This is a genomic window from Martelella sp. FOR1707 (assembly GCF_053484265.1).
The window spans coordinates 1-21,319 of the sequence record NZ_JBAKFP010000008.1; the positions used below are offsets into that span (position 1 = coordinate 1).

Annotated in this window: 20 protein-coding genes and 1 tRNA gene; 7 read left to right on the forward strand and 14 right to left on the reverse strand. The window is 63.4% G+C overall.

The features are described from left to right. Window positions 1–186: 186 nt before the first annotated feature. Window positions 187–2,301: a glycine--tRNA ligase subunit beta gene (glyS, locus tag V6765_RS19920; protein ID WP_448432031.1), complete on the reverse strand. Its 2,115-nt coding sequence runs from the start codon at window positions 2,299–2,301 to the stop codon at window positions 187–189. A gap of 174 nt (window positions 2,302–2,475) precedes the next feature. On the opposite strand from glyS, the gene V6765_RS19925 reads away from it, so the two are divergent. After that, window positions 2,476–3,054 (forward strand): hypothetical protein, encoded by a 579-nt coding sequence (locus tag V6765_RS19925; protein WP_448432033.1) that lies wholly within the window; start codon window positions 2,476–2,478, stop codon window positions 3,052–3,054. A gap of 5 nt (window positions 3,055–3,059) precedes the next feature. Here V6765_RS19925 and V6765_RS19930 read toward each other — a convergent pair whose 3' ends face one another. From V6765_RS19930 to V6765_RS19970, 9 genes are all read right to left on the reverse strand, one after another. Next, window positions 3,060–4,970 carry a DUF2207 domain-containing protein gene (locus V6765_RS19930; protein ID WP_448432035.1) on the reverse strand — a complete coding sequence of 637 codons (1,911 nt, stop codon included), beginning with the start codon at window positions 4,968–4,970 and terminating at the stop codon, window positions 3,060–3,062. Window positions 4,971–5,227: 257 nt separating this feature from the next. Continuing rightward, window positions 5,228–6,475: a 3-phosphoshikimate 1-carboxyvinyltransferase gene (locus tag V6765_RS19935; protein ID WP_448432037.1), complete on the reverse strand. Its 1,248-nt coding sequence runs from the start codon at window positions 6,473–6,475 to the stop codon at window positions 5,228–5,230. Window positions 6,476–6,518: 43 nt separating this feature from the next. Next, window positions 6,519–7,079, reverse strand: a complete 561-nt coding sequence (locus V6765_RS19940) for a LemA family protein (protein WP_018062626.1) — start codon at window positions 7,077–7,079, stop codon at window positions 6,519–6,521. A 50-nt stretch (window positions 7,080–7,129) separates the two neighbouring features. Then, window positions 7,130–8,080, reverse strand: coding sequence for a glycine--tRNA ligase subunit alpha (locus V6765_RS19945; RefSeq protein WP_448432039.1), 951 nt, complete (start codon window positions 8,078–8,080; stop codon window positions 7,130–7,132). A gap of 104 nt (window positions 8,081–8,184) precedes the next feature. Next, window positions 8,185–9,672: a sodium/proline symporter PutP gene (gene putP / locus V6765_RS19950; RefSeq protein ID WP_448432041.1), complete on the reverse strand. Its 1,488-nt coding sequence runs from the start codon at window positions 9,670–9,672 to the stop codon at window positions 8,185–8,187. Window positions 9,673–10,056: 384 nt separating this feature from the next. Beyond that, window positions 10,057–10,245 carry a hypothetical protein gene (locus tag V6765_RS19955; RefSeq protein WP_448432043.1) on the reverse strand — a complete coding sequence of 63 codons (189 nt, stop codon included), beginning with the start codon at window positions 10,243–10,245 and terminating at the stop codon, window positions 10,057–10,059. A gap of 18 nt (window positions 10,246–10,263) precedes the next feature. Further along, window positions 10,264–11,130, reverse strand: coding sequence for a S49 family peptidase (locus V6765_RS19960; RefSeq protein ID WP_448432045.1), 867 nt, complete (start codon window positions 11,128–11,130; stop codon window positions 10,264–10,266). A gap of 87 nt (window positions 11,131–11,217) precedes the next feature. Next, a complete protein-coding gene (locus tag V6765_RS19965; RefSeq protein ID WP_448432047.1) occupies window positions 11,218–12,024 on the reverse strand; it encodes a tRNA1(Val) (adenine(37)-N6)-methyltransferase in 807 nt (268 codons plus the stop codon). Then, complete coding sequence (locus V6765_RS19970) at window positions 12,021–12,251, reverse strand: putative signal transducing protein (protein ID WP_448432049.1); 231 nt, start codon at window positions 12,249–12,251, stop codon at window positions 12,021–12,023. Before V6765_RS19970 ends, V6765_RS19965 begins: the two co-directional genes overlap by 4 nt. A 102-nt stretch (window positions 12,252–12,353) precedes the next feature. Here V6765_RS19970 and V6765_RS19975 point away from each other — a divergent pair, with 102 nt between their 5' ends. Genes V6765_RS19975 through moaB form a run of 4 tightly spaced genes read left to right on the forward strand, consistent with a single transcriptional unit; the run spans window position 12,354 to window position 16,642 of the window. Next, window positions 12,354–13,370, forward strand: a complete 1,017-nt coding sequence (locus V6765_RS19975) for a polyprenyl synthetase family protein (RefSeq protein ID WP_448432051.1) — start codon at window positions 12,354–12,356, stop codon at window positions 13,368–13,370. A 46-nt stretch (window positions 13,371–13,416) separates the two neighbouring features. Then, window positions 13,417–15,207: a tetratricopeptide repeat protein gene (locus tag V6765_RS19980; protein ID WP_448432053.1), complete on the forward strand. Its 1,791-nt coding sequence runs from the start codon at window positions 13,417–13,419 to the stop codon at window positions 15,205–15,207. After that, entirely contained in the window at window positions 15,204–16,112 is a 909-nt protein-coding gene (locus V6765_RS19985) for a 4-(cytidine 5'-diphospho)-2-C-methyl-D-erythritol kinase (RefSeq protein WP_448432055.1), read from the forward strand. Before V6765_RS19980 ends, V6765_RS19985 begins: the two co-directional genes overlap by 4 nt. Continuing rightward, window positions 16,109–16,642 carry a molybdenum cofactor biosynthesis protein B gene (gene moaB, locus V6765_RS19990; protein WP_448432057.1) on the forward strand — a complete coding sequence of 178 codons (534 nt, stop codon included), beginning with the start codon at window positions 16,109–16,111 and terminating at the stop codon, window positions 16,640–16,642. Before V6765_RS19985 ends, moaB begins: the two co-directional genes overlap by 4 nt. Window positions 16,643–16,667: 25 nt before the next feature. On the opposite strand, the gene V6765_RS19995 is transcribed toward moaB, so the two are convergent. After that, window positions 16,668–17,186: a glycosyl transferase gene (locus V6765_RS19995; RefSeq protein ID WP_448432059.1), complete on the reverse strand. Its 519-nt coding sequence runs from the start codon at window positions 17,184–17,186 to the stop codon at window positions 16,668–16,670. Window positions 17,187–17,367: 181 nt separating this feature from the next. On the opposite strand from V6765_RS19995, the gene V6765_RS20000 reads away from it, so the two are divergent. Both V6765_RS20000 and V6765_RS20005 read left to right on the forward strand, forming a co-directional pair. After that, the gene (locus V6765_RS20000) at window positions 17,368–18,480 is read left to right on the forward strand and encodes a PA0069 family radical SAM protein (protein ID WP_448432464.1); all 1,113 of its coding nucleotides are present in this window, start codon (window positions 17,368–17,370) and stop codon (window positions 18,478–18,480) included. Between the two features lie 128 nt (window positions 18,481–18,608). After that, a complete protein-coding gene (locus tag V6765_RS20005; protein WP_448432061.1) occupies window positions 18,609–19,265 on the forward strand; it encodes a ribonuclease HII in 657 nt (218 codons plus the stop codon). A gap of 46 nt (window positions 19,266–19,311) precedes the next feature. Here the strand turns inward: V6765_RS20005 and V6765_RS20010 are convergent. The 3 genes from V6765_RS20010 to iolE form a co-directional block, all read right to left on the reverse strand. After that, window positions 19,312–19,388, reverse strand: a tRNA-Pro gene (locus V6765_RS20010). Window positions 19,389–19,567: 179 nt separating this feature from the next. Then, window positions 19,568–20,383, reverse strand: a complete 816-nt coding sequence (gene iolB, locus V6765_RS20015; protein WP_448432063.1) for a 5-deoxy-glucuronate isomerase — start codon at window positions 20,381–20,383, stop codon at window positions 19,568–19,570. A gap of 31 nt (window positions 20,384–20,414) precedes the next feature. After that, the gene (iolE, locus tag V6765_RS20020) at window positions 20,415–21,317 is read right to left on the reverse strand and encodes a myo-inosose-2 dehydratase (protein ID WP_448432065.1); all 903 of its coding nucleotides are present in this window, start codon (window positions 21,315–21,317) and stop codon (window positions 20,415–20,417) included. Between the last annotated feature and the right edge of the window lie 2 nt (window positions 21,318–21,319).

Sequence of the window (21,319 nt, forward strand, 5' to 3'; positions counted from 1 at the left end):
GGGGCAGAGAGGGGTGAACCCTATCCTCAAATTCGGAGCTTGCGGCTTATGCCCACTACCCCTCTCTGTCGCTTTCGCGACATCTTCCCCTCAAGGGGGGAGATTGATGGCCGCAAACGCAATCAGGACAACCGGCGTTTGGCCGAGAGGCGAGGCAGAGCGCTGAAGCACAGCGCCCCGACAACCTCACCCCGAAATCTTCGAGAAATCCGCAACCGTGCCGGTGGCCTCCCGGATCATGGCGAGCAGCGCCAGGCGGTTGGCGCGGACGGCCTCGTCCTCGGCGTTGACCAGCACATCCTCGAAGAAGCTGTCGACCGGCGCGCGAAGGGCGGACAGCGCCTCCATGGCGGCGAAATAGTCTTCCTTGGCGGACGCGGCCTTTGCCTGTTCCTGGGCCTTGAGGATGGCCGCATGAAGCGCCTTCTCGGCATCCAGCTCGAACAGCGCCGGATCGACCTTGTCGGCAACCCGCGTCTTCTTCTTTTCTTCCGCCGCCAGCAACTGGCTCGCGCGTTTTTCGCCGGCCAGCAGGTTCTGGCCATCCTCGGAATCGAGGAATTTCGTCAGTGCCTCGACCCGGCGGGCGACGACTTCGAGATCGTCGGCATCGGCAGAAAGCACCGCATCGATCAGGTCATGCCGCGCGCCCATGTCGCGCAGGTAGACCTTGAAGCGGTCGTGGAAGAAGGAGAGGAGGTCGCGGTCATCGAAAACCGACAGCAGCGGCAGGCGCACGCCCCGCTCCAGAATGATGCGGATCACGCCAAGTGCTGCGCGGCGGAGCGCATAGGGGTCGCCGGAGCCGGTGGGCTTTTCGTCGATCGACCAGAAGCCGGTCAGCGTGTCGAGCTTGTCGGCGAGCGCCACCGTCAGCGAGACCTTGTTGCGCGGCACGACGTCGGAGGGGCCGAGGGGCTTGTAGTGTTCCTCGATGGCTGCCGCGACATCCTCGCTCTCGCCCTGCAGGATCGCATATTTGCGGCCCATCGCGCCCTGAAGCTCGGGGAATTCACCGACGGCCTCGGTCCTGAGATCGGCTTTCGCCAGCACCACCGCGCGGTCGACTTTTGCCGAATCGGCGCCGACGATCGGCGCGAGTTTGGCGGCCAGCGCCCGGATGCGGGCAACGCGGTCGCCCTGGCTGCCGAGCTTGGCATGGAAGGTGACGTTGAGCGCGTCGAGCTTGGCCATGCGCTGGTCGAGCGGCTTGTTCAGGTCGAGGTCGAATTTCTCGGCTGATGCCTTGAGCGTTCCAAGGTCCGGCAGGTCGCGCTGGTCGATATGCCAGAAATGCAGCGCATCGGAGAGACGCGCGCGCACGACCTTGCCATTGCCGTAACGGATTTCCTTGCCGCCGTCGGTGGCGGCGATATTGGCGACCAGGATGAATTTGTTGGTGAGGCTGTCCTCGCCATGCTTCCGAACCACGAAGCATTTCTGGTTGGTCTTGATCGTCAGCCGAATGATCTCGTCGGGAATTTCGAGAAACGCCTCCTCGAATTCGCCGAGCAGCACCTGCGGATATTCGACCAGCCCCGCGACCTCGTCCAGCAGGCCCTCGTCCTCGACCACGTCGAGCCCGTTGGCGAAGGCGAGATTGGCGGCGTCATCGCGGATGATGTCCTTGCGGCGCTCGGCATCGAGCACCACGCAGGCCTTCTCCAGCCCGGCGGCGTAATCGCAGAAGCGCTTGACCGTGAAGGGTTCCGGCGCGTGAAAGCGATGGCCATAGGTGACATCGGAGGCGACGATGCCATCGATCTCGAAATCGATCACCTTCGTCTCCTCGATTTCCGTGCCGAAGGTGCACACGATCGACTGCAGCGGCCGCACCCAGCGCAGGCTTCCGGGCTCGGCAGATGCCGCGCCCCAGCGCATCGATTTCGGCCACGGGAAGTTGCGGATGATGCCGGGCATCACGTCGCGGATGATCTCTTCGGCGTCACGGCCAGGCTTTTCGATGACGGCGACGTAGAAATCGCCCTTCTTCGGGTCCGACTGAACCTTCGCCTCGGAAATATCGGAAAGCCCCGCGCCGCGCAGAAACCCTTCGAGCGCCTTCTCCGGCGCGCCGACGCGCGGGCCCTTGCGCTCCTCGCGCACATCGGCGGAGCGCGCGGTCAGCCCGTGAATATCCAGCGTCAGCCGGCGCGGCGTGAAATACTCGCGCGCGCCCTCATAGGTCAGACCCGCATCCACCAGCGCATCGGTGACGCGCTTTTTCAGCTCGCCCGCCGCCCGGCGCTGCATGCTGGCAGGGATTTCCTCTGAGCGAAGTTCAAGCAAAAGGTCTGGCATCGGAAAGGGCTTCTATCATTGTCAGGAACTTGGGTGTGGCGGTGTTAGCAAGCTCCGTGAAAAAAGTCATCCGGCAATACGGTTTTTCGAAGCGCGGCCGGAAAAGAACCGTTTTTGCGCCCGCTTTGGGCCGAATTGCGCGTTATTCTGCGCCGACACACAGGAGAACCCAACGTGCACACCTTGTCGCTTTTGCCGCTTGTCGTTCTGGCAAGCAATGCCGCTTACGCCGAGCCGTTACTACCCCAGGGTAATTTTCGCACCGAATGCCTCGAGATCGGCAAAGACGGCCGCCACGGGCTGATCGCGGAAGTATCAATCGAGGGCAACGTGATTTCGGCCAGCGCGCAGACCTATGCGCATAATGATTGCGATGTCCCGACGGTGCGCGCGGACTATCGCGGCATCATTACCGATGTCCGGACAAATGGCGATCGCATCGACTTTACGCAGGAAACGGGCCCGTTTCTCTACACCCTGCTCTCCGATGACGTCACGACCTATTACAACGCCAATGCCGAGTCCGCCGGCTGTGGGCTCACAGGCTGGCAGACCGGCGTGCCGCGCGATGCGGCGGGCAAAACCTGCGCGCCCTACACCTTTCCCGAAATCGGCACGGAACTGAAGGACAGCGTCTGGGAGAACCGGAACGGCATCGAGTTCGCACGCCTGCCGCTTATATGGGACAGCGCGCCGGAAGCCGGCTACCCCGAACAGCCGTCCGGCATCCTCTTCACCCGCGTGGCCGACTGAGCGGCCTACCAGCCGCCACCGCCGCCACCACCGCCGCCGCCGCCGGAAAACCCGCCGCCGCCCGAAAAGCCGGAGGACGAGGTGTTCTGCGTCGGCATCGACGACGACATGGTGGACGCCATCGAGGAGGAGAAGCTGCCGATCTGGTCGGAGAGGTTCTGGTGGCGGAAATCGCCGGCATACCAGTAGGGTGAATAATAGCTGGCCGTGCCAGCCGCGATAGCCGCCACAAGCCATTTGTCGAAGGCGCGCGACCACGGCTTTTCGACGCCGAGCGCCACCGCATAGGGCAGCAGCGTCTCGAAATGCTGCGGCGACATCTCCGGCGCGCCGGCCATGTTCATGCGATTGGCTTCGGCGAGCGTCAGATACTGCTTCAGCCCGGCGATCTCGTCCATCTTCTTGCGGCCCGCCGTCGTCGGCGCGCCCATGATGAAGGCAAAGATCAGGTTGGTGAGCACGAGCCCGCCACAGGCAACGATCACTGCCCAATCCGCGGCATCGATACTGTCGCTGAGAAGCGTGACCGCCATGCCGCCGATGGCCTGCAGCAGGAAGAACCCGACAAATCCGGCGGCGACCAGAGTGCCGATCGCCGAGGACATCGACCGGCCCCGCCGCCGGAACGACTTGGCGATCATCGACGAAAACAGGCCGATGAACACGGAAATGAACACCGAGAAGAACAGCACCGGAATGACGGCGTTCGATATCGTGCCGAACACCAGCAGCAACAGGCCCGCAAGCGCGGAAAGCGCGATGCCGCCCACGAGATACCCGATATTGCGGACAAAGAACTCGCCGCGATGCTCGCTGGTGATCGCCGAGGTGAAGGCGCTGGCCATGGACGACACTTTCGAGCCATGCGCCTTGTCCACAATGAAGACGCCGCCGGCATCATCGACCGATTTCAGCAAGGCCTTCTGCCCCGCCGGCAAAGCCGGATCGTAGGGCTTCGACGTGCGCTTCAGCGTCATGCCCTTCTTCGGCTCGTCGATGATCAGGAAGCCCTTGACGGCAAGGTCGATCGCGGTCGCCGCGATCGCATCGAAACGGCTCGCGCCGAAGCCCTGGTTCTCGACATAGGCGACAAGCGCCGGCGAAAGACCCTCCGGCGGTTCCCAGCGCGGCACCACGACGCCGGCCGGTGGATCGCGCCCGACCTTGCGCCACGACAGGAGGTAATAGAGGAAGACCAGCAGCAGGCCGCCGAAACCGATGAAGTAATTGCGGTAGTCGCTCAAAAACCACGACGCGCTTTCCGACGTCGTCGGCGCGTCGATCGCGCCCTTCGGCACGGCGACGACGACCGAGAGCCCTTCCTTGGGGCCGAGCGGGGCCGTGGTCTCGAAGGTCACGACATTGCCGTTGGTCGTCTCGCGGGCATTCTGTTCGCGTGAGCCGTAGGCGCCGGTGTAGAAGGTGGTCCGCGTCGGCGTCACGCCCTCCGGCAGCGTGATCGTCGCGGTCGCCTGCTCGATCGGGAAAGCCCAGAAATTGCCGGTGGCGTTCCAGTAAATTTCGTCATGGTCGTCGAAATAGCGCACCTGCCGATCGGTTTCGTAGGTGAGCTGATAGGTGTGGTTGCCGGGCGGCAGCACCGTGTCGGCGGAGCCGATATAGATGCGGATGCCATTGGTGATGCTTTCGGTGTGGTGGTCCACCGGCTGACCGTCAAGCGTCACGGATTTGAGGTCGAAGGTCACGTCGCCGGTGCGGCCGCTGTCGGTTTCAAAGCGCAGCGGAAAATCGCGGAAAATGCCGCGCCTGATCTGGTCGCCCTCGGCATGGACGGCGATGGTTTCGGTGACGTCGTAGACCCCGGATTTCTCGACGGTGACGTCCGAGGTGAAGCTGTTGATGACCTCGGCCGCGTGGACCGGAACGGCGGCAAGGAGGAGCGTGGCGAGAAGCACGGCGATGCCGCGCGCGCACCGATCTCCTCCCTTCAGGGGGAGATGTCGCGAACGCGACAAAGAGGGGTAAACCCTCTCGCCGAGACTCAGAATTTGCGGCTTTCGCTGCACCCCTCTCTGCCCCTGTCGGGGCATCTCCCCCTCAAGGGGGGAGATTGATGGGAGTACCGCCGCAAAGGCAGTCCGTATCCTCGAAACCCAATGCATGGCTACCTCGCGCGAGACTGACAGTGTCCGGTTCGCCATGGTGCTTCTCCTCAAGTTTCGTATTTGACGCCCAGCGAGGCCAGCGCATCCCAATAACCGGGATAGGTCTTGCCGACGCAGAGCGGGTCCAGAATGGTGATGCCGGAGATCTTCAGGCCGGCGAGCGCAAAGCTCATGGCGATGCGATGATCGGCGAAGGTGTCGATCTCGGCGGGCAGGTGCTGGCCGGCAAGGGCCGGATCGGAATGGACGATCAGGTCGTCGCCGTCCTCCTCGGCAAGGCCTTGGCGGATCGCGTTGAGGCCGAGCGAAAGCGCGCGGGTGCGATCGCATTCCTTGACGCGCAGGTTCTCGATGCCGGTGAAGCGCACCGGCGTCTCGTTGAAGGCGGCGAGCACGGCGAGCGTCGGCACGGCGTCCTGCATCTGGCTGCCGTCGATTTCAGTCGGCATATGCGGGAAGGCGGCCATCACCGCGTAAGACTTCGCATCCGGCTGGGTGAAGCTTTCCGCGCGCGTGCCGATATCGATCTTCCCGCCGGTCAGAAGCTCGGCGGCCCACAGATAGGTGGCGGCCGAGGCATCCGGCTCGATGTGGAAATCGGTCGCCTGATAATGGCCGGGCTGCACTTCCCAGGTGGCCTCATCCACCTGTTCGGCGGTCGCGCCAAAGGCGGCCATGGCGTCGAGCGTCAGCCGGATATAGCCGCGCGCGCCGATTTCCGTGCCGGTCAGCGCAATGGTGACCGGCGCGGGGGCAAGGGGTGCTGCCATCAGCAGGGCGGAGACATACTGGCTGGAAAGCCCGGCATCGATCTCGATGCGGCCGGAGCCGAAGCGACCATTGCCGGTAATCGTCACCGGCGGGCAGCCGGTCGGGGCCTCGGCCTTGATGCCGAGCCTTTGCAAGGCTTCGACCAGCGGCCCGATCGGGCGCTTGCGCATATGCTCGTCGCCATCGACGATCACGGTGCCATCAACGCTTGCCGCAGCGGCCGTCAGGAACCGGGTCGCCGTGCCCGCATTGCCGAGAAACAGCGGACCGGAGGGGGCTTCGAGCCGGCCGGACCCGGTGACCACAAAGCTGGTTTCATCCGGCTCGTCCACGGAAACGCCCATCGCCCGGAGCGCATTCGCCATGTGCTTGGTATCGGCGCTTTTCAGCGCGCCGGTGAGCCGGCTCTTGCCCTTGGCGAGGCCGGCGAGCAGCAGCGCCCGGTTGGTGATCGATTTCGATCCGGGCGGGCTGACATGGCCCGAAAGCGCGCGATCGGGCGGAATGATGGTGAGCTTGTCCATGCGAAGGCACTTTCATCAGGCCGCCTGTTGCGGCGGCGAACGGTCAGAACGAGACGTTGGGCACGGCGCGGTCGCCGGGTTCCTCGATCTCGAAATAGTCGCGCTTCTGGAATCCGAACTGGCCGGCGATGATGTTGCTCGGGAAGCTTTCAACCTTGATGTTCAGGTCGCGGGCAGCGCCGTTGTAATAGCGCCTTGCCATCTGGATTTCGCTTTCGGTCTTTTCCAGCGAAGCCTGAAGATCAGCGAAATTTTGGTTGGCTTTCAGATCCGGATAGGCTTCCGAAAGCGCGAACAGCCGGCCGAGCGCCTGGCTGAGTTCGCCTTCGGCCTGGGCGCGGCCGGCCACGTCGTTGGCTGCGACGCTCTGGGCCTTGTTGCGCTTTTCGACAACCTCTTCCAGCGTGCCGCGTTCGTGGCTCGCATAGCCCTTCACGGTTTCCACCAGATTGGGGATCAGGTCGGCGCGGCGCTTCAACTGCACGTCGATGCCGGACCAGGCTTCCTCCGCCGTCTGGCGAGCGCGCACCAGGGCGTTATAAAGCGAGATGACGAAGCCGATCAGGGCTCCGATGATGACGATGACAACGATCAGGGTGATCATGCGTATTCCTTCCCGCTCTGGTCGCTCAATCGCCGGTCGAATGGCCTCCTTCAGGCCGCCCTGGCTTCAAAGCCCCCGGCATCGGTCAGAAGATAGGCCTCGCCGCAGGCTTTGGCCAGTGTCCGCACCCGCAGGATATAGCTCTGCCGCTCGGTCACGGAAATCACGCCGCGGGCATCGAGCAGGTTGAAGATGTGCGAGGCCTTGATGCACTGGTCATAGGCCGGGAACACGCACTTGTGCAGCATGCCCGGTTCGCCCGGCGATCCGGCCGCCAGCAGCGCCTTGCATTCGGCTTCGGCATCGAGGAAATGCCGGTGCAGCATCTCGGTATTGGCGTATTCGAAATTGTGGCGCGAATATTCCTGCTCGGTCTGCAGGAAGACGTCGCCATAGGTGACCTTCTCGTCGCCCTCGCGGCCGTTGAAATTGAGGTCGTAGACGCTGTCGACGCCCTGCACATACATGGCGATGCGCTCGAGCCCGTAGGTCAGTTCACCGGCGACTGGCGCGCATTCGATGCCGCAGACCTGCTGAAAATAGGTGAACTGCGAGACTTCCATGCCGTCGCACCAGCACTCCCAGCCGAGCCCCCAGGAACCCGTCGTCGGGTTTTCCCAGTCGTCCTCCACAAAGCGAACGTCATGCAGCAACGGATCGAGCCCGATCGCCTTCAGCGAGCCGAGATAGAGTTCCTGCAGGTCCGGCGGCGACGGCTTCAGCAGCACCTGGTACTGGTAATAGTGCTGCAGCCGGTTCGGGTTTTCGCCATAGCGGCCATCGGCCGGGCGGCGCGAGGGCTGGACATAGGCGACGTTCCAGCGCTTCGGCCCGAGCGCGCGAAGCGTGGTCGAAGGATGCAGCGTACCGGCGCCGACTTCCATGTCGTAGGGCTGCAGGATGGCGCAACCCTTGTCGGCCCAATAGGCCTGCAATGTCAGGATCAGCCCCTGAAAGGAGCGGGTCGGGTGCATATGGGGCGGTATCGTCGCTTCGGACATGGCAGAAGGTTTCCGTCATTCTTGAATGAGCGGTGAGTGCCACTAAAGCAGAGAAGGGTCAAGGGTCGGGTGGCCGCGCTTAAGCCCGGCCACCCGATTGATGCCTATTCCGCCGCAAGCGGGCGGAACTCATCCTTCGTCGGCGTTGCCAGGCTGACCAGCCAGATTGCGAGCCAGGCGACGATGAAGCCCGGGATGATTTCATAGATGCCTGGGCCGCCCATGAAACTCTGGTCGAGACCAAGAGAAATCCAGACGATGACGGTCGCTGCACCCGCCACGAGGCCCGCTACCGCGCCCGCGCCCGACATGCCGCGCCATGTCAGCGACAGGATGATCAGCGGGCCAAAGGCGGCGCCGAAGCCCGCCCAGGCGTGGGAGACGAGACCAAGCACTTCAGAATCGGGATTGTGGGCGATGAGAGCAGCGACGATCGCCACCGCCAACACGAACAACCTGCCGATATTGACGATTTCCCGTTCGCTGGCATGGCGACGCAGGAACAGCCGATAGAAATCCTCCGTGAGCGAGGACGACGCCACCAGAAGCTGGCTAGAGATCGTGCTCATCACCGCCGCCAGCAGCGCGGCCAGCAGGAAGCCGGTGATCAGCGGAATGAAGAGCTGATTGGCGAGAATGATGAAGATCGTCTCCGGATCGGGAACGTTGATATCGTTGCCGACGGTGTAGGAACGCCCGAAAATGCCGACGCCGACCGCGCCCCCAAGCGAGATGATCATCCACGCCATGCCGATATTGCGCGCGGCCGGAACATCCTTGACCGAACGCACGGCCATGAAGCGCACGATGATGTGCGGTTGGCCGAAATAGCCGAGCCCCCAGGCAACAGCCGACAGGAAGCCGATCACGGTCAGGCCGTGGAACATCGACAGGAAGTTCGGATCGACGCTCATCATCCGCGCCTCGGAGACGCCGAAACCGCCGGCCTTGATGAGGACAACGATCGGCATGATCACCAGCGCCAGCATCATGATGCAGCCCTGGATGAAGTCGGTGAGGCTGACCGCAAGAAAGCCGCCGACCATGGTGTAGATCAGCACGATGCCGAGGGTGAGGTAAATTCCGGTCTGATAGGCGCTCATGCCGCCGATATGAATCAGGTCGGGAAAGGCCGTATCGAACAGCTTGCCGCCCGCCACCAGTCCGGATGCGGTGTAGACCGAGAAGAAGATCACGATCACGATCGCCGAAACGCTTCTCAGCGACAGCGCCTTGCTTGGAAAGCGCTTGGACAGGAATTCGGGGATGGTGAGGCTGTTGTCATAGCGCTCGGTCTGTTCGCGCAGCCGCGGCGCGACGATGATCCAGTTGAAGAACGCGCCGACGACGAGGCCGATGCCGATCCAGCTCTGGGTCAAACCCGAGACGAACAGAGCGCCCGGAAGCCCCATCAGCAGCCATCCGCTCATGTCGGAGGCGCCCGCGGAAAGGGCCGCAACGCCCGGCGAGAGCTGTCGACCGCCGAGCAAATATTCTTCGGAATTCGATGTGGATTTGCGCCAGGCGTAAATGCCGATGCCGATCATCAGCAGAAAATACGCCGTCAGGCTGATCGTGATACCAAGACTCATGGCCCTCTCCTTCGCTTGGTTTCCCCTAAAGGAAATCGCGAAAGCCGATGGCCGCCGCGTCTTCCCTGTGGCGAGGAGCAGGCCTTGAAACGGCGCACAGCCCTACTCCGGCTGAACGGCGTCGCGTCTTCAGCGCGAATCCCCGGTTACCGCTCAGGGAGAAACTGTAGCACCGGGAAGAAAGCCGGAGCAAGCGGATTGCAAAACGTCAACTTTTGAACGGATTAAGCGGAGGGGAGAAGCGCGAGGGTGGAACGGCTCCCTAGCACATGAAGTGCGGGCACGTGATCATCCGAGGACGTCACAAAGGAGCTCGTTCCAATCGCAATTGGACGCTCGGAAACGCAAAAAATCAAGTCCCTTTTGATGTCGGCTGGCGGCAAGCTAATCCGCGCTCTTCACCCGATATTCGCCAGTCACCGGGTCCTGCACCAGCGTGCCGGTGGCGCCGCTTTTCTGTTCGGCGCGTTTCTGCTCGCCGCGCGCGGAAAGCGCCTCGGCGTCGTTGACGAACTTGCGGTAGAGCATGTAGCCGCCGCCGGCAATGGCTGCCAGAAACATCAATCGTCCCATTTCATGCTCCTCCGTCGTCTATAGACCGTAACGACCCCATAATGCCCGCTCTTCGGCGGTTTCGGCAAGCCCTGACGCAAAGCCTGCGGCAATTTCCGCACCGTTGAGCTCGCCGGCAACGACTCCAGGCAGCTTGCGTCCGAGGAAATTGGTCGGGCCGGTCACGAGTTTCAGTTCCACCTTGTCGCCATAGCGGCTTTTGAGCGTGGCGCGCATATCGCCGATACCATCGACGAGACCGCGCTCGACGCCGCCATTGCCGCTCCAGAACAGGCCGGAAAACAGCTCCGGATCATCGGCAAGCTTTGCCCCGCGCCTGTCCTTCACCATCTGGATGAAGACCTGATGGATTTCGTTCTGCAAGCCCTTCAGGAACTCGACGTCCTTTTCCTTTTCGGGCTGGAAGGGGTCGAGCATCACCTTGTTCTCGCCCGAGGTGTAGACCCGGCGCTCGACGCCGATCTTGCCGATCATTTCGGTAAAGCCGAAGCCGCCGGAGACAACGCCGATCGATCCGACGATCGAGGTCGGGTCGACGAAAATCTCGTCGCCCGCCAGCGCGATCATGTAGCCGCCGGAGGCCGCGACATCCTCCACGAAGATCAGCACCTTCTTCTGCTTTTCCTCGGCAAGCGCGCGGATACGCTGATAGATCAGGCGCGACTGAACGGGAGAACCGCCGGGCGAATTGAGCGAGATCGCGACGCAGGGCGCCTGCTTCATCGAAAACGCCTTTTCAAGCGCAGGCGCCGCCGAGGCGAGGTTCAGGTTGCGCCGCCCGGGCGAACCGCTGGCCATGATCGTGCCGGCGAGCCGGACGACGGGGATGATCGTCTTGTCCTTGCGGAACCTCTTGGGAACAAGCCCGGCGACCAGGTTTTTCATGGCGTCCTCTGCGTTTCAATTCGATTGACCGCATGTATGCGCAATCCCGCCGAAGACAAGGTCCCATGAGAAGAATAAGCCCGAAAATCAGGCGGTTTTGCCCGCCTTGCGCCGCGCGTAGCATGCCCGGCCATTGTTGAGATCATCGACCGCGGGCAGGAAGGCGTGGCCGTCGTCGCCATGCATGATGATTGGCGGACGGAGCGCCAGGCGCGCGCGCGAGCCCTTGATGGCGCTTGCCAGGATACGGAAAGCGTCCTCGCCGGCGCGGGCATGCACCGGGGTAATCTCGATCCCGCCAAAGCGCCTGCCGCAGGCGGCGATGATTTCGGCGAGCGATTGCGGTCGTGCGATCAGCGAAAGCTGGCCACTAGGTTTCAAGATCGCGCCGGCGGTGCGGATCCACGACTCAAACAGCCCCTCCTCCATCGCATGGGCGACCTGCTTCAGCTGGTCCGGCGTCTTGCGGTCACCGGCCGCGTTGAAGGGCGGGTTCATGATGACGTGGTCGAAGGCGTCGTCCGCAAGGCCTGCGGCATTTCGGCGCGCGCCGGTCAACGTAACATCGGCCTCGAAGACTTCGATACGACCATGGAACGCAGCGTTTTCCGCAAGCGCCAGCGAGCGGCGGGCAAATTCCGCCATCTCCGGCGAAAGCTCGAACAGCGAGACCTCGGCCTCGGGAATGCGGGCTGCAACGGCAAATCCGGCAGCCCCGGCCCCGGCGCCGAGATCGGCCACTCGGAGCCCCTGCCCGCCCCTTGCGGCCTTCGGTTCGACCATCGCGGCGAGCAGCATCGCGTCCATCCCGGCGCGGTGTCCCCTTCCCTTTGGTTGCACGAGATGGAACCGACCGCGATGAAACGCATCGACGGTGAAAACCTCGGCCGTCATTCCGGCTCCAGTTCCCTGCCGAGCCCGGCATCGACCAGCAGAGCACGGGCTTCCGCCTTAGCACTTTCCTCGACCATCAGCCGGCGCGGCAGAAGACCGAGCGAACCCTCCATCACGCTCATCGAGCGATCCGCCACGAAATGGTGGATTCCGGCTTCCTTCAGGAGGCTTTCGGCTAGGCCCAGCACCACGGCGTCATTGGTCCGCAACAGATTGACAAGGGCCATTCATCACTCCTGAAATTCGCGTGAAAGGAGCACATTGCCCCTTGTCGCTGCTTATGCCGCTCCCTATTGTCGGCATGAATGCATGAAAAGGAGCGAGCTCACTTGGGTTCCGTCGCACCACTGGTTAAAGAGAACAAAACATCCGGCTCGGTCAAGCCCATCGTGGACCTGACCCGTTCCGACATGGAGCGCGTCAACGCGCTGATCCTGTCGAAGGCGGGCTCCGATGTCGAAATGATTCCGGAAGTCGCCAATCACCTGATTTCCTCCGGCGGCAAACGGCTGCGGCCGATGCTGACGCTCGCGACCGCCGCCCTGTTCGGCTATCGCGGCGAGCACCATATCCGGCTGGCAACCAGCGTCGAATTCATGCACACTGCCACGCTGCTGCACGACGACGTTGTGGACGAAAGCGATCTGAGACGTGGCAAGTCCAGCGCCCGGATGATCTGGGGCAACCAGGCAAGCGTTCTGGTCGGCGATTTCCTTCTCGGCCAGGCCTTCCGGATGATGGTGGAAACCGGCTCCATGGACGCGCTCGCTGTGCTCTCCGATGCCGCCGCCGTGATCGCCGAGGGCGAAGTGCTGCAGCTTGCCGTTTCCAAGAAGATGGAAACCACCGAGGACGATTATATCGCCGTCATCCGCGGCAAGACGGCGGAACTGTTCGCCGCCGCCGCCGAAGTCGGCCCGATCATCGCCGGCGCGTCAGATGCCGACCGCAAGGCCTTGCGGGACTACGGCATGGCGCTCGGCATCGCCTTCCAGCTTGTTGACGATGTGCTCGATTATGGCGGCGACAGCGCCGATCTCGGCAAGAATGTCGGCGACGATTTCCGCGAGGGCAAGGTGACGCTGCCGATCATCCTCGCCTATCAGCGTGGCAATGACGACGAAAAAGCGTTCTGGCGCAATGCCATCGAAGGTGGCGAGAACGACGATGCCGCCCTCGAAAAAGCCCGATTCCTCCTTGAAAAACACGGCGCGCTCGCCGATTCCGTTGATCGTGCCCTATCTTATGGTGAGGCGGCGCGAGCGGCACTGTCCGGTCTGCCGCATTCCGAAGGCCGTCACGCGCTTGAGGAAGTTATCGACTTCTGCATCGCGCGGATCAACTGACCGACCGGCGCCGCCCGGACTGCCGACCGTCAATGAAAGGGAGCGGATGACCAGCCTGAACAAACGTCGCCTGAAAACCATGCTTTTTGCCGCAGCGCTCGCCTTGCCGATGACGGCGGGCGCCAAGGACGCGACGGTGAACGACCCGGCCTATGATGCCCAGGGCGCGTTGAGTTTTGCCGGGGCGTTGCTGGCCGGCCAGACCGCTGCCGTGGACAACGACCTGGAACGGGCGATCGCCTATTTCCGCCGGGCGTTGCAGCACGAACCTTATGACAGCGGCACCAACAATCAGCTGTTCGTCACCCTGATCTTCAACGGCGATCTGAAGGCGGCCGAAGCGCAGGCGGACAAGACATCCGACGAACCGCAACTTATTCCGGTGCGCGAGCTGGCGCTGGGGCTCGCGGCCCTGCAGGACGGACGCTTCGCGGAAGCGATTCCCCGTTTCGAAGCCTATGGCGGCGCGCCGCTCAACGACCTGGTTGCCGGCCTGCTTCAAGCCTGGGCGCTTTATGGCGAGGGCAAGCCCGATGAAGCGCTGAAGACGGTCGACGCGCTTTCCGGTCCGCCCTGGTACGATCTCTTCACCAATTACAATGCCGGCGCGATCGCTGCCGCTTCCGGCGACACCGCCAAGGCGCGCAGCTATTTCAACGATGCGCTGCTCGACCGCCAGGGCTCGGCAACCTCGCCCGACACGATGCTGAAGACCGTCATCGCGCTTTCGGCGATCGAGGCCGAAGCCGGCAATACCCGCAAGGCGCTCGATACGGTCTCGACGGCGGAGACTTACGGCCTCAACCCGGCTGTGCTCAACCCGGTGCGGGAACGCATCGAGGCCGGCGAGCCCATACAGTCGCTGCCGGAAACCGCTGCCGAAGGCGCCAGCGGCGCCCTGTTCGAAGTCGCGGCGGCGCTTAACCAGGGCGGCAGCGATGACATTGTTACGCTCTATCTGGCACTCGCCGAGGCGCTGACGCCGGATGATTCCGACGTGCTTTACCTGCGCGGCGTGGTTGCCGCCGCCAATGACGAGCCGGAACGCGCGCTTGGCTATTTCTCGCGCATTCCCGAGGATGCCCCGCAATATCGTCTCGCCGAACTACAGCAGGGCCTTGCGCTTGCCGGCCTCGATCGCTTTGACGAGGCGCGCGACCACCTGACCGCGCTGATCGAAGAAGCGCCGGATGACCGCCGCGCCTATCTGGCGCTGTCGGGCGTCTATTCGGAGCAAAAGGATTTCCAGGCGATGGCCGATCTGCTGGACCAGGCGGTGGCGCGCATCGGTCCGGTCGCGTCGGCGGAGGACTGGGGCATTTTCTACCGCCGGGGCATCGCCTATGAGCGGCTGAAGGAGTGGGACAAAGCCGAGCCCGATTTCAAACGGGCGCTGGAGCTCTACCCCAACCAGCCGCAGGTGCTGAACTATCTCGGCTACTCCTGGATCGACCAGGGCATCAATCTGGAGGAGGGGCTCGACCTGATCCAGCAGGCCGTCGATCAGCGCCCCGATGACGGCTATATCGTCGATTCGCTCGGCTGGGCCTATTTCCGGCTCGGACGCTATGACGACGCGGTGCGTGAGCTTGAGCGCGCGGTGGTGCTCGATACCGGCGATCCGACGATCAACGACCATCTCGGCGACGCCTACTGGCAGGTGGGGCGCAAGCTCGAGGCGATCTACCAGTGGAAAAAAGCGCTTACCGATGAGCCCGAAGAGGATCAGGTGCCGGTGATCGAGGACAAGATCGCCAATGGCCTGACGATCGAGGATGACGAGACGCCTCTCGCCAGGGCGGCAGAGGGAGACGGAGACGCCGTCAAGACGCCGTGACCACGGCCGACGGCGCGGCCTTGCAGGCCGAGGCCCGCGCCAAGATCAACCTTGCGCTTCATGTCACCGGCAGGCGCGGCGATGGCTACCACCTGCTCGACACGCTGGTAACCTTTGCAGCCTTCGGCGACCGGCTGACCTTTACCGCGGCAGACGCCGACCGGTTCACGCTTTCCGGCCGGTTTGCCGAGGCCGTGCCGCGCGGTGATGATCCGGATCGCGGCAATCTGGTGCTGAAGGCCCGCAACCTGCTGCGGGAACATGCCGAGGCAGAAGGGCTTTCGGCGACGCCTGTGCATATCCATCTGGAAAAGCGCTTGCCGCCCGCCTCCGGCATCGGCGGCGGCTCGGCAGATGCCGCCGCAACCTTGCGGGGCCTTGCGCGGTTCTGGCGGCTGCCCGGCGAAATACCCGCATCGCTCGCGCTTTCGCTCGGCGCCGACGTGCCGATGTGTCTTGCCGGAAAGCCGCTATTTGCCCGCGGGATCGGCGAGGCGTTAACGCCTGCGAGGGATTTACCCACGCTCTTCCTCGTGCTCGTGAACCCGTTGCAGGAAGTGGCGACGCCAGCCGTTTTCGCGGCGCTCGAACAGCGCGACAATCCGCCGGTCCTCTCCGACGCCGCCATGCCGCGACGGGCAGAGGACTGGCTCGGCCTCATCAAGCGCGCCCGCAACGATCTCCAGCTTCCCGCAAGCCGGATCGCGCCGGTGATCCATGCCGTTATCGATGCGCTTTCGGCGACCGACGCCGAACTCGTGCGCATGTCTGGATCGGGCGCGACCTGTTTCGGCCTTTACCCCGATCTTGCGACCGCGGAGAAAGCGGCGACGCGCCTTGCGGCGGCCTATCCCGACTGGTTTGTCATTGCCACGCCCACAATTTCCTCAGGAGATGCCGCATGAGCGACCGCCCCTTCATTCCCGTGCGCTTTGCCGTGCTCACCGTATCCGACAGCAGGACGCTGACCGACGACCGATCGGGGGACACGCTGGCCGCGCGGATCGAGACCGCGGGCCATATTCTGGCCGATCGTCGCATCGTCGGCGACGACCGGGCGGCGATCGCCGAGACGGTAAAAGCCTGGTGCGACGATGACGGGATCGATGTGGTGGTGACCACCGGCGGAACCGGCTTTACCGGCCGCGATGTGACGCCGGAGGCGATCGAGCCGCTGTTCGACAAGCGCATGGACGGCTTTTCCGCGATCTTCCACCGCATTTCGTTCGAGAAGATCGGCACCTCGACGGTTCAGTCGCGCGCAACCGCCGGGCTTGTCGGAAAGACCTTCGTGTTCGTGCTGCCGGGTTCGCCCGGCGCCTGCAAGGATGGCTGGGACGGGATCATCGCCCAGCAGTTCGACTACCGCCACATGCCCTGCAATTTCGTGGAAATCATGCCCCGGCTGGATGAGCACCTGAAGCGGAACGCGTAAGTGCCGGCATTGCGCCTGATTCGGTTCATGTGCGGATCATCGCCCAGGCCGGAATGATCTCGCAGGAAAGCCGCCGCGTCATCTGCCGGCGGGCGAGCATGAAGGGCGAATCACCGCCTGCGCTGGCCTTTTCGAGCGCCATTGGCTTTGGCAGAAGCACGCCCACTTCCAACGGGCAACGTTTCGCGAAAAGCCTTTGCCAGAGCGAACGGCGATGCCGCTTTGACCGCGAGAACCGAGCGGGCCTGGTTTCCAGAGCGATATGCTCCGATACCGATTCGACCCAGCCGGAAAGCGGCCGCGCGCCCGGCTCCAGCACGAGCACCCAGTCGCCGCGCGACTGGCGGATGACCTCAGTCAGATCCCAGCTCCGCATGAACCGGCAGCCGGCGGCATCAGCCACGCGTTCGACGCCCTCGCCGGCGCCGTGCTCGAGAACGATGACATCGCTGACAAGCCCCTCGACGGCGCCTGCCACCAGAGCCGAGAGCGTGTGCGCAAGCTCGGCTTCCTGATTTCTGCTTTCGATCAGAACGCTTAACATGCCGCTATTTAGGCAATTTGCAGGGCTCTTGCCAAGGGCCAAGGCCCATGTGAACGGAAGGCGCGCCATATGTTCTTGCTTTGTTCTCAAAGTTAACCTATATTTTCCCTCAGTGTTGCGAACGGGCACGAAGATCCGCCGGCGCAACAGACGGGAGATGATCATGGAAGACGCTTTCGATATGGACATCGCCGGCTTCACGCCGCCTCCGGCCCGACATTTCGAGCCGGTCGAGACCGGTCGCAGGCGCGGCCGCGCCGCGACCGCCAACCCTGCCGGCCGGTTCGAACCGGTGAGCCGGGAGCGCTTCGACGACGGCTGGCATCTGGAGGAGGACCTGCCGGCCTTTTCCACCGAGGTGCAGGTCGAAAAGGTGAAGTCGATCATCACCCGCAACACCTCGCCGGACGTGCCGTTCGAACGCTCGATCAACCCCTATCGCGGCTGCGAGCATGGCTGCATCTACTGCTTCGCGCGGCCGACTCACGGCTTCATGGGACTGTCCGCCGGGCTTGATTTCGAGACCCGGCTGTTCGCCAAGCCCGATGCGCCCCGCCAGCTTGCCCGCGAGCTCTCCAAGCCGGGCTACCATGCCAAGACCATCGCGATCGGCACCAATACCGATCCCTATCAGCCGGTGGAAAAGGAATGGCGGATCATGCGCCAGGTGCTGGAGGTGCTTGCCGATGCCAATCATCCGGTTTCGATCACCACCAAATCCGCGCTGATCCTGCGCGATATCGATATCCTGTCGCAAATGGCGGAAAAGCATCTGGTCAAGGTTTCGATGTCGGTGACCACGCTCGACCGCAAGCTTGCCCGCAGCATGGAGCCGCGCGCCGCCACGCCCCCGCGCCGGCTGGAGACGATCCGCGCGCTTGCCGGCGCCGGCATTCCCGTCGGCATCTCCGTGGCGCCGATCATACCGGTGCTGACGGATCACGAACTGGAGCGCATTCTCGACAGCGGTGCTGCCGCCGGGGCGAGCGAGGCGAGCTATATTCTGCTGCGCCTGCCGCTTGAGGTCGCGCCGCTGTTCAAGGACTGGCTGCTGGAGCATCACCCCGACCGCTATCGCCATGTGATGAGCCTGATCCGCTCGATGCGCGGCGGTAAGGATTATGACGCCGAATTCGGCAAGCGGATGAAAGGCAGCGGGCCCTATGCCTGGCAGATTGCCCGCCGATTCGAAATGGCCGTCAAACGGCTGAAGCTCACCCGCCGCAGCATGGCGCTGAGGGAAGACCTGTTCACCCCGCCCGATGGCGGCGGGGCGCAGCTCAACCTGTTCTGATCCCTTTCCGGCCGGGAAAGCCCTTGGACCCGGCCGAAGAGGTCCCCTTCACTGCCGCACATGAGCAGTTTTCAGAATTGCTCCGAAGGGGACTTGCGGGAGATCGGAAGGCGGTGTGAAATGACACCATGTCATCCGCGCTTCCTTCCGATTCTCCTGCCCTTTTCGATTTGCCGCCGGCGGTGCCCGATTTTTCTCTGGAAAGCGCGGCGCGTTTGCGCGGGCTCTGGCCCGTCGCCGGTTGCGACGAGGCGGGCCGTGGCCCGCTTGCCGGCCCGGTGGTGGCGGCCGCCGTGATCCTCGATCCGGAGAATATTCCCGCAGGCCTCAACGATTCGAAGAAGCTCACGGCAAAGGCCCGCGAGGCGCTGTTCGAGGCGATCTTCGATTCGGCGCTGGTATCGGTCGCCTCCAGCAGTCCCGGCCGGATCGACCGGGTCAATATATTGCGGGCCTCGCTCGATGCGATGCGCCGCGCGGTGCTGGGCCTGGCGCTGCCGCCGGCCATGGTGCTTGCCGATGGCCGCGATCAACCGCCCGGAATCCCGTGCCGCTCGCAGGCCGTGATCAAGGGCGATGCCCGCTCGCTGTCGATCGCCGCCGCCTCGATCATCGCCAAGGTCACCCGCGACCGGATGATGGCGCAGGCCGCGACCATCTATCCCGCCTACGGGTTCGACGGCCATGTCGGCTATGGCACAGCGGTCCATCGCGCGGCAATCATCGACACCGGCCCCTGCCCGCTTCACCGCATGAGCTTCCGCCCTCTGCGCCAAGTCGAATAGCGGCCTCAAGGCCTAAACTTTCAGGATTTTTTTCGGGAAATTGCGATGGTCGGAGTGGCAAGATTCGAACTTGCGACCCCCTCGTCCCGAACGAGGTGCGCTACCAGGCTGCGCTACACTCCGTGACCAGCGGCTGCTCTATAAAACAGCCTGCCTGCTTCGGCAAGCGCCCCGCGACATTTTTTTGACGCGAGGCGTAAGGTAATGAACCACCGGGGAACTTCAGCCCTGAAAACGGCGGCGCGGTTCGGCAAAATCCACCCTAAAAACGTCGCCGATCGCCTTCCAGAAGGGGGCCAAATTCAGCCGGACTTGGCGTCGCGCTGATAGATCCAGTCGTGATCCGGATGGTTTTCGAATCGCCACTTGCGCAGCGGCCCGGCCATGACGTTGAGATAGTAGAGCTCATAGCCATAGGGCGCGCCGCAAGGGTGGTGGCCCTTCGGCACCAGCACCACGTCGCCATCCGATACCGCCATGGTCTCGTCCAGCGAACCATCCTCGGTGAACACCCGCTGGAAGGCAAAGCCTTGGGCGGGGTTCAGCCGGTGGTAATAGCTTTCCTCCAGATAGGTCATGTCGGGAAAGCGATCCTCGTCGTGGCGATGCGGCGGATAGGATGACCAGTTGCCGGAGGGCGTGAACACCTCCGTCACCAGCAGGCTGTCGGCGACATCGCGCTCTTCCATCGCGATCGGATAGATGTAACGGGTGTTGGCGCCCTTGCCGCGTTCGGTCAGCGCAATGCCTTCCGGGCCGATCACCTGCGCTTCACGGCCGGGTTTTGCCGGGGCGGTGCAAACGGCAAGCGTGCAATCGGTGGTGGCGGTGGCCGACCATTCGGCGCCTGCGGGAATGTAGACGCAATGCGGCGGCAGGCGCTCGAACACGCTCATCCGCTCGCCGAGCTCGCCGAACGAGACCTCGCCAGAGCCAATTTCGGCCTTGCCCTCGACAAGCACCAGGATCACCTCGGTATCACCGGTATGCTCGCTTGCGCTCTCGCCGGGCTTCAGGCGGTAAAGCCCGAAGCCGACATAGCCCCAGTTCGCGGTTTCCGGCGTGATATCATGCACCTTGCCGGTGGCGGCGGTCGGTTTTCTGAGAAGATTGCTCATCGCGTGCTTTCCCTTTCGTCTTTCGCCTGCATCAGCCCGCAGTGTCGAGACCCGCGGCCTTCGCCATCGCCTTCAGGCTTTTCAGGCCGAGCGACTGATATTCGAACGGATTGCGCACATCCGGATCCTGCTCCGCCTCGATCACCAGCCAGCCCTGATAGCCGGCCTTGGCCGCGATCTTCAGCACGGGTTCGAAATCGACACCGCCCTCGGCATCACCCGGCACGGTAAACACGCCGCGTCGCACGCCTTCAAGGAAGGAGAGATTTTCGCCGCGCACCTGCTCGGCAATCGCGGGCCGCACATTCTTAGCGTGGATATGGCCAACGCGGGCCATATGTTTTGCGGCAAGCCGTTCCGGATCGCCGCCGCCGAACAGGCAATGGCCGGTATCGAGCAGAAGCTTCGTCGCCGGCCCGGTGTTTTCCATCAGAAGGTCGATCTCGTCCTCGGTCTCGACGATCGTGCCCATATGATGATGGTAGACCAGCGCGATGCCCTGATCGGCGGCATATTGCGCCAGCGCCTCGACGCCCGCGCAGAACGCGGCCCACTCGCCGTCGGCAAGCTTCGGCCGGTCGTTGACGGGTTTGCCGTCATCGCCGTGGATCGCGTTCGAGGTCTCGCAGACGATGATGACCTTCGCGCCCATCGCCTTCAGGAGGTCGAGCGCCGGCTGCATTGCCTTCTTCTCGTCTTCGACCGAATGCGTGAGCAGGTTGAGCGAATGCCAGCCGGAGACGTATCTCAGGCCGCGCGGCTCCAGCACCGCCTTCAGGCCCTCGGGGTCCTGCGGAAACTTGTGGCCCTTCTCGATGCCGTCGAAGCCGATCTTGGCGGTCTCGTCCAGGCATTGCTCAAGGCTGATATGGGCGCCGAGACTGCGGTCGTCGTCATTGGTCCAGGCAATCGGATTTGTGCCATAAAGGATCATGC

Coding starts and splice junctions, on each gene's coding strand:
- V6765_RS19995 (WP_448432059.1), bottom strand. CDS start 17,186: ATGTTAAGCGTTCTGATCGAAAGCAGAAATCAGGAAGCCGAGCTTGCG.
- V6765_RS20000 (WP_448432464.1), top strand. CDS start 17,368: ATGGACATCGCCGGCTTCACGCCGCCTCCGGCCCGACATTTCGAGCCG.
- V6765_RS19960 (WP_448432045.1), bottom strand. CDS start 11,130: ATGAAAAACCTGGTCGCCGGGCTTGTTCCCAAGAGGTTCCGCAAGGAC.
- V6765_RS19965 (WP_448432047.1), bottom strand. CDS start 12,024: ATGACGGCCGAGGTTTTCACCGTCGATGCGTTTCATCGCGGTCGGTTC.
- V6765_RS19945 (WP_448432039.1), bottom strand. CDS start 8,080: ATGTCCGAAGCGACGATACCGCCCCATATGCACCCGACCCGCTCCTTT.
- putP (WP_448432041.1), bottom strand. CDS start 9,672: ATGAGTCTTGGTATCACGATCAGCCTGACGGCGTATTTTCTGCTGATG.
- V6765_RS19980 (WP_448432053.1), top strand. CDS start 13,417: ATGACCAGCCTGAACAAACGTCGCCTGAAAACCATGCTTTTTGCCGCA.
- V6765_RS19935 (WP_448432037.1), bottom strand. CDS start 6,475: ATGGACAAGCTCACCATCATTCCGCCCGATCGCGCGCTTTCGGGCCAT.
- V6765_RS19940 (WP_018062626.1), bottom strand. CDS start 7,079: ATGATCACCCTGATCGTTGTCATCGTCATCATCGGAGCCCTGATCGGC.
- glyS (WP_448432031.1), bottom strand. CDS start 2,301: ATGCCAGACCTTTTGCTTGAACTTCGCTCAGAGGAAATCCCTGCCAGC.
- moaB (WP_448432057.1), top strand. CDS start 16,109: ATGAGCGACCGCCCCTTCATTCCCGTGCGCTTTGCCGTGCTCACCGTA.
- iolB (WP_448432063.1), bottom strand. CDS start 20,383: ATGAGCAATCTTCTCAGAAAACCGACCGCCGCCACCGGCAAGGTGCAT.
- V6765_RS20005 (WP_448432061.1), top strand. CDS start 18,609: ATGTCATCCGCGCTTCCTTCCGATTCTCCTGCCCTTTTCGATTTGCCG.
- iolE (WP_448432065.1), bottom strand. CDS start 21,317: ATGATCCTTTATGGCACAAATCCGATTGCCTGGACCAATGACGACGAC.
- V6765_RS19970 (WP_448432049.1), bottom strand. CDS start 12,251: ATGGCCCTTGTCAATCTGTTGCGGACCAATGACGCCGTGGTGCTGGGC.
- V6765_RS19955 (WP_448432043.1), bottom strand. CDS start 10,245: ATGGGACGATTGATGTTTCTGGCAGCCATTGCCGGCGGCGGCTACATG.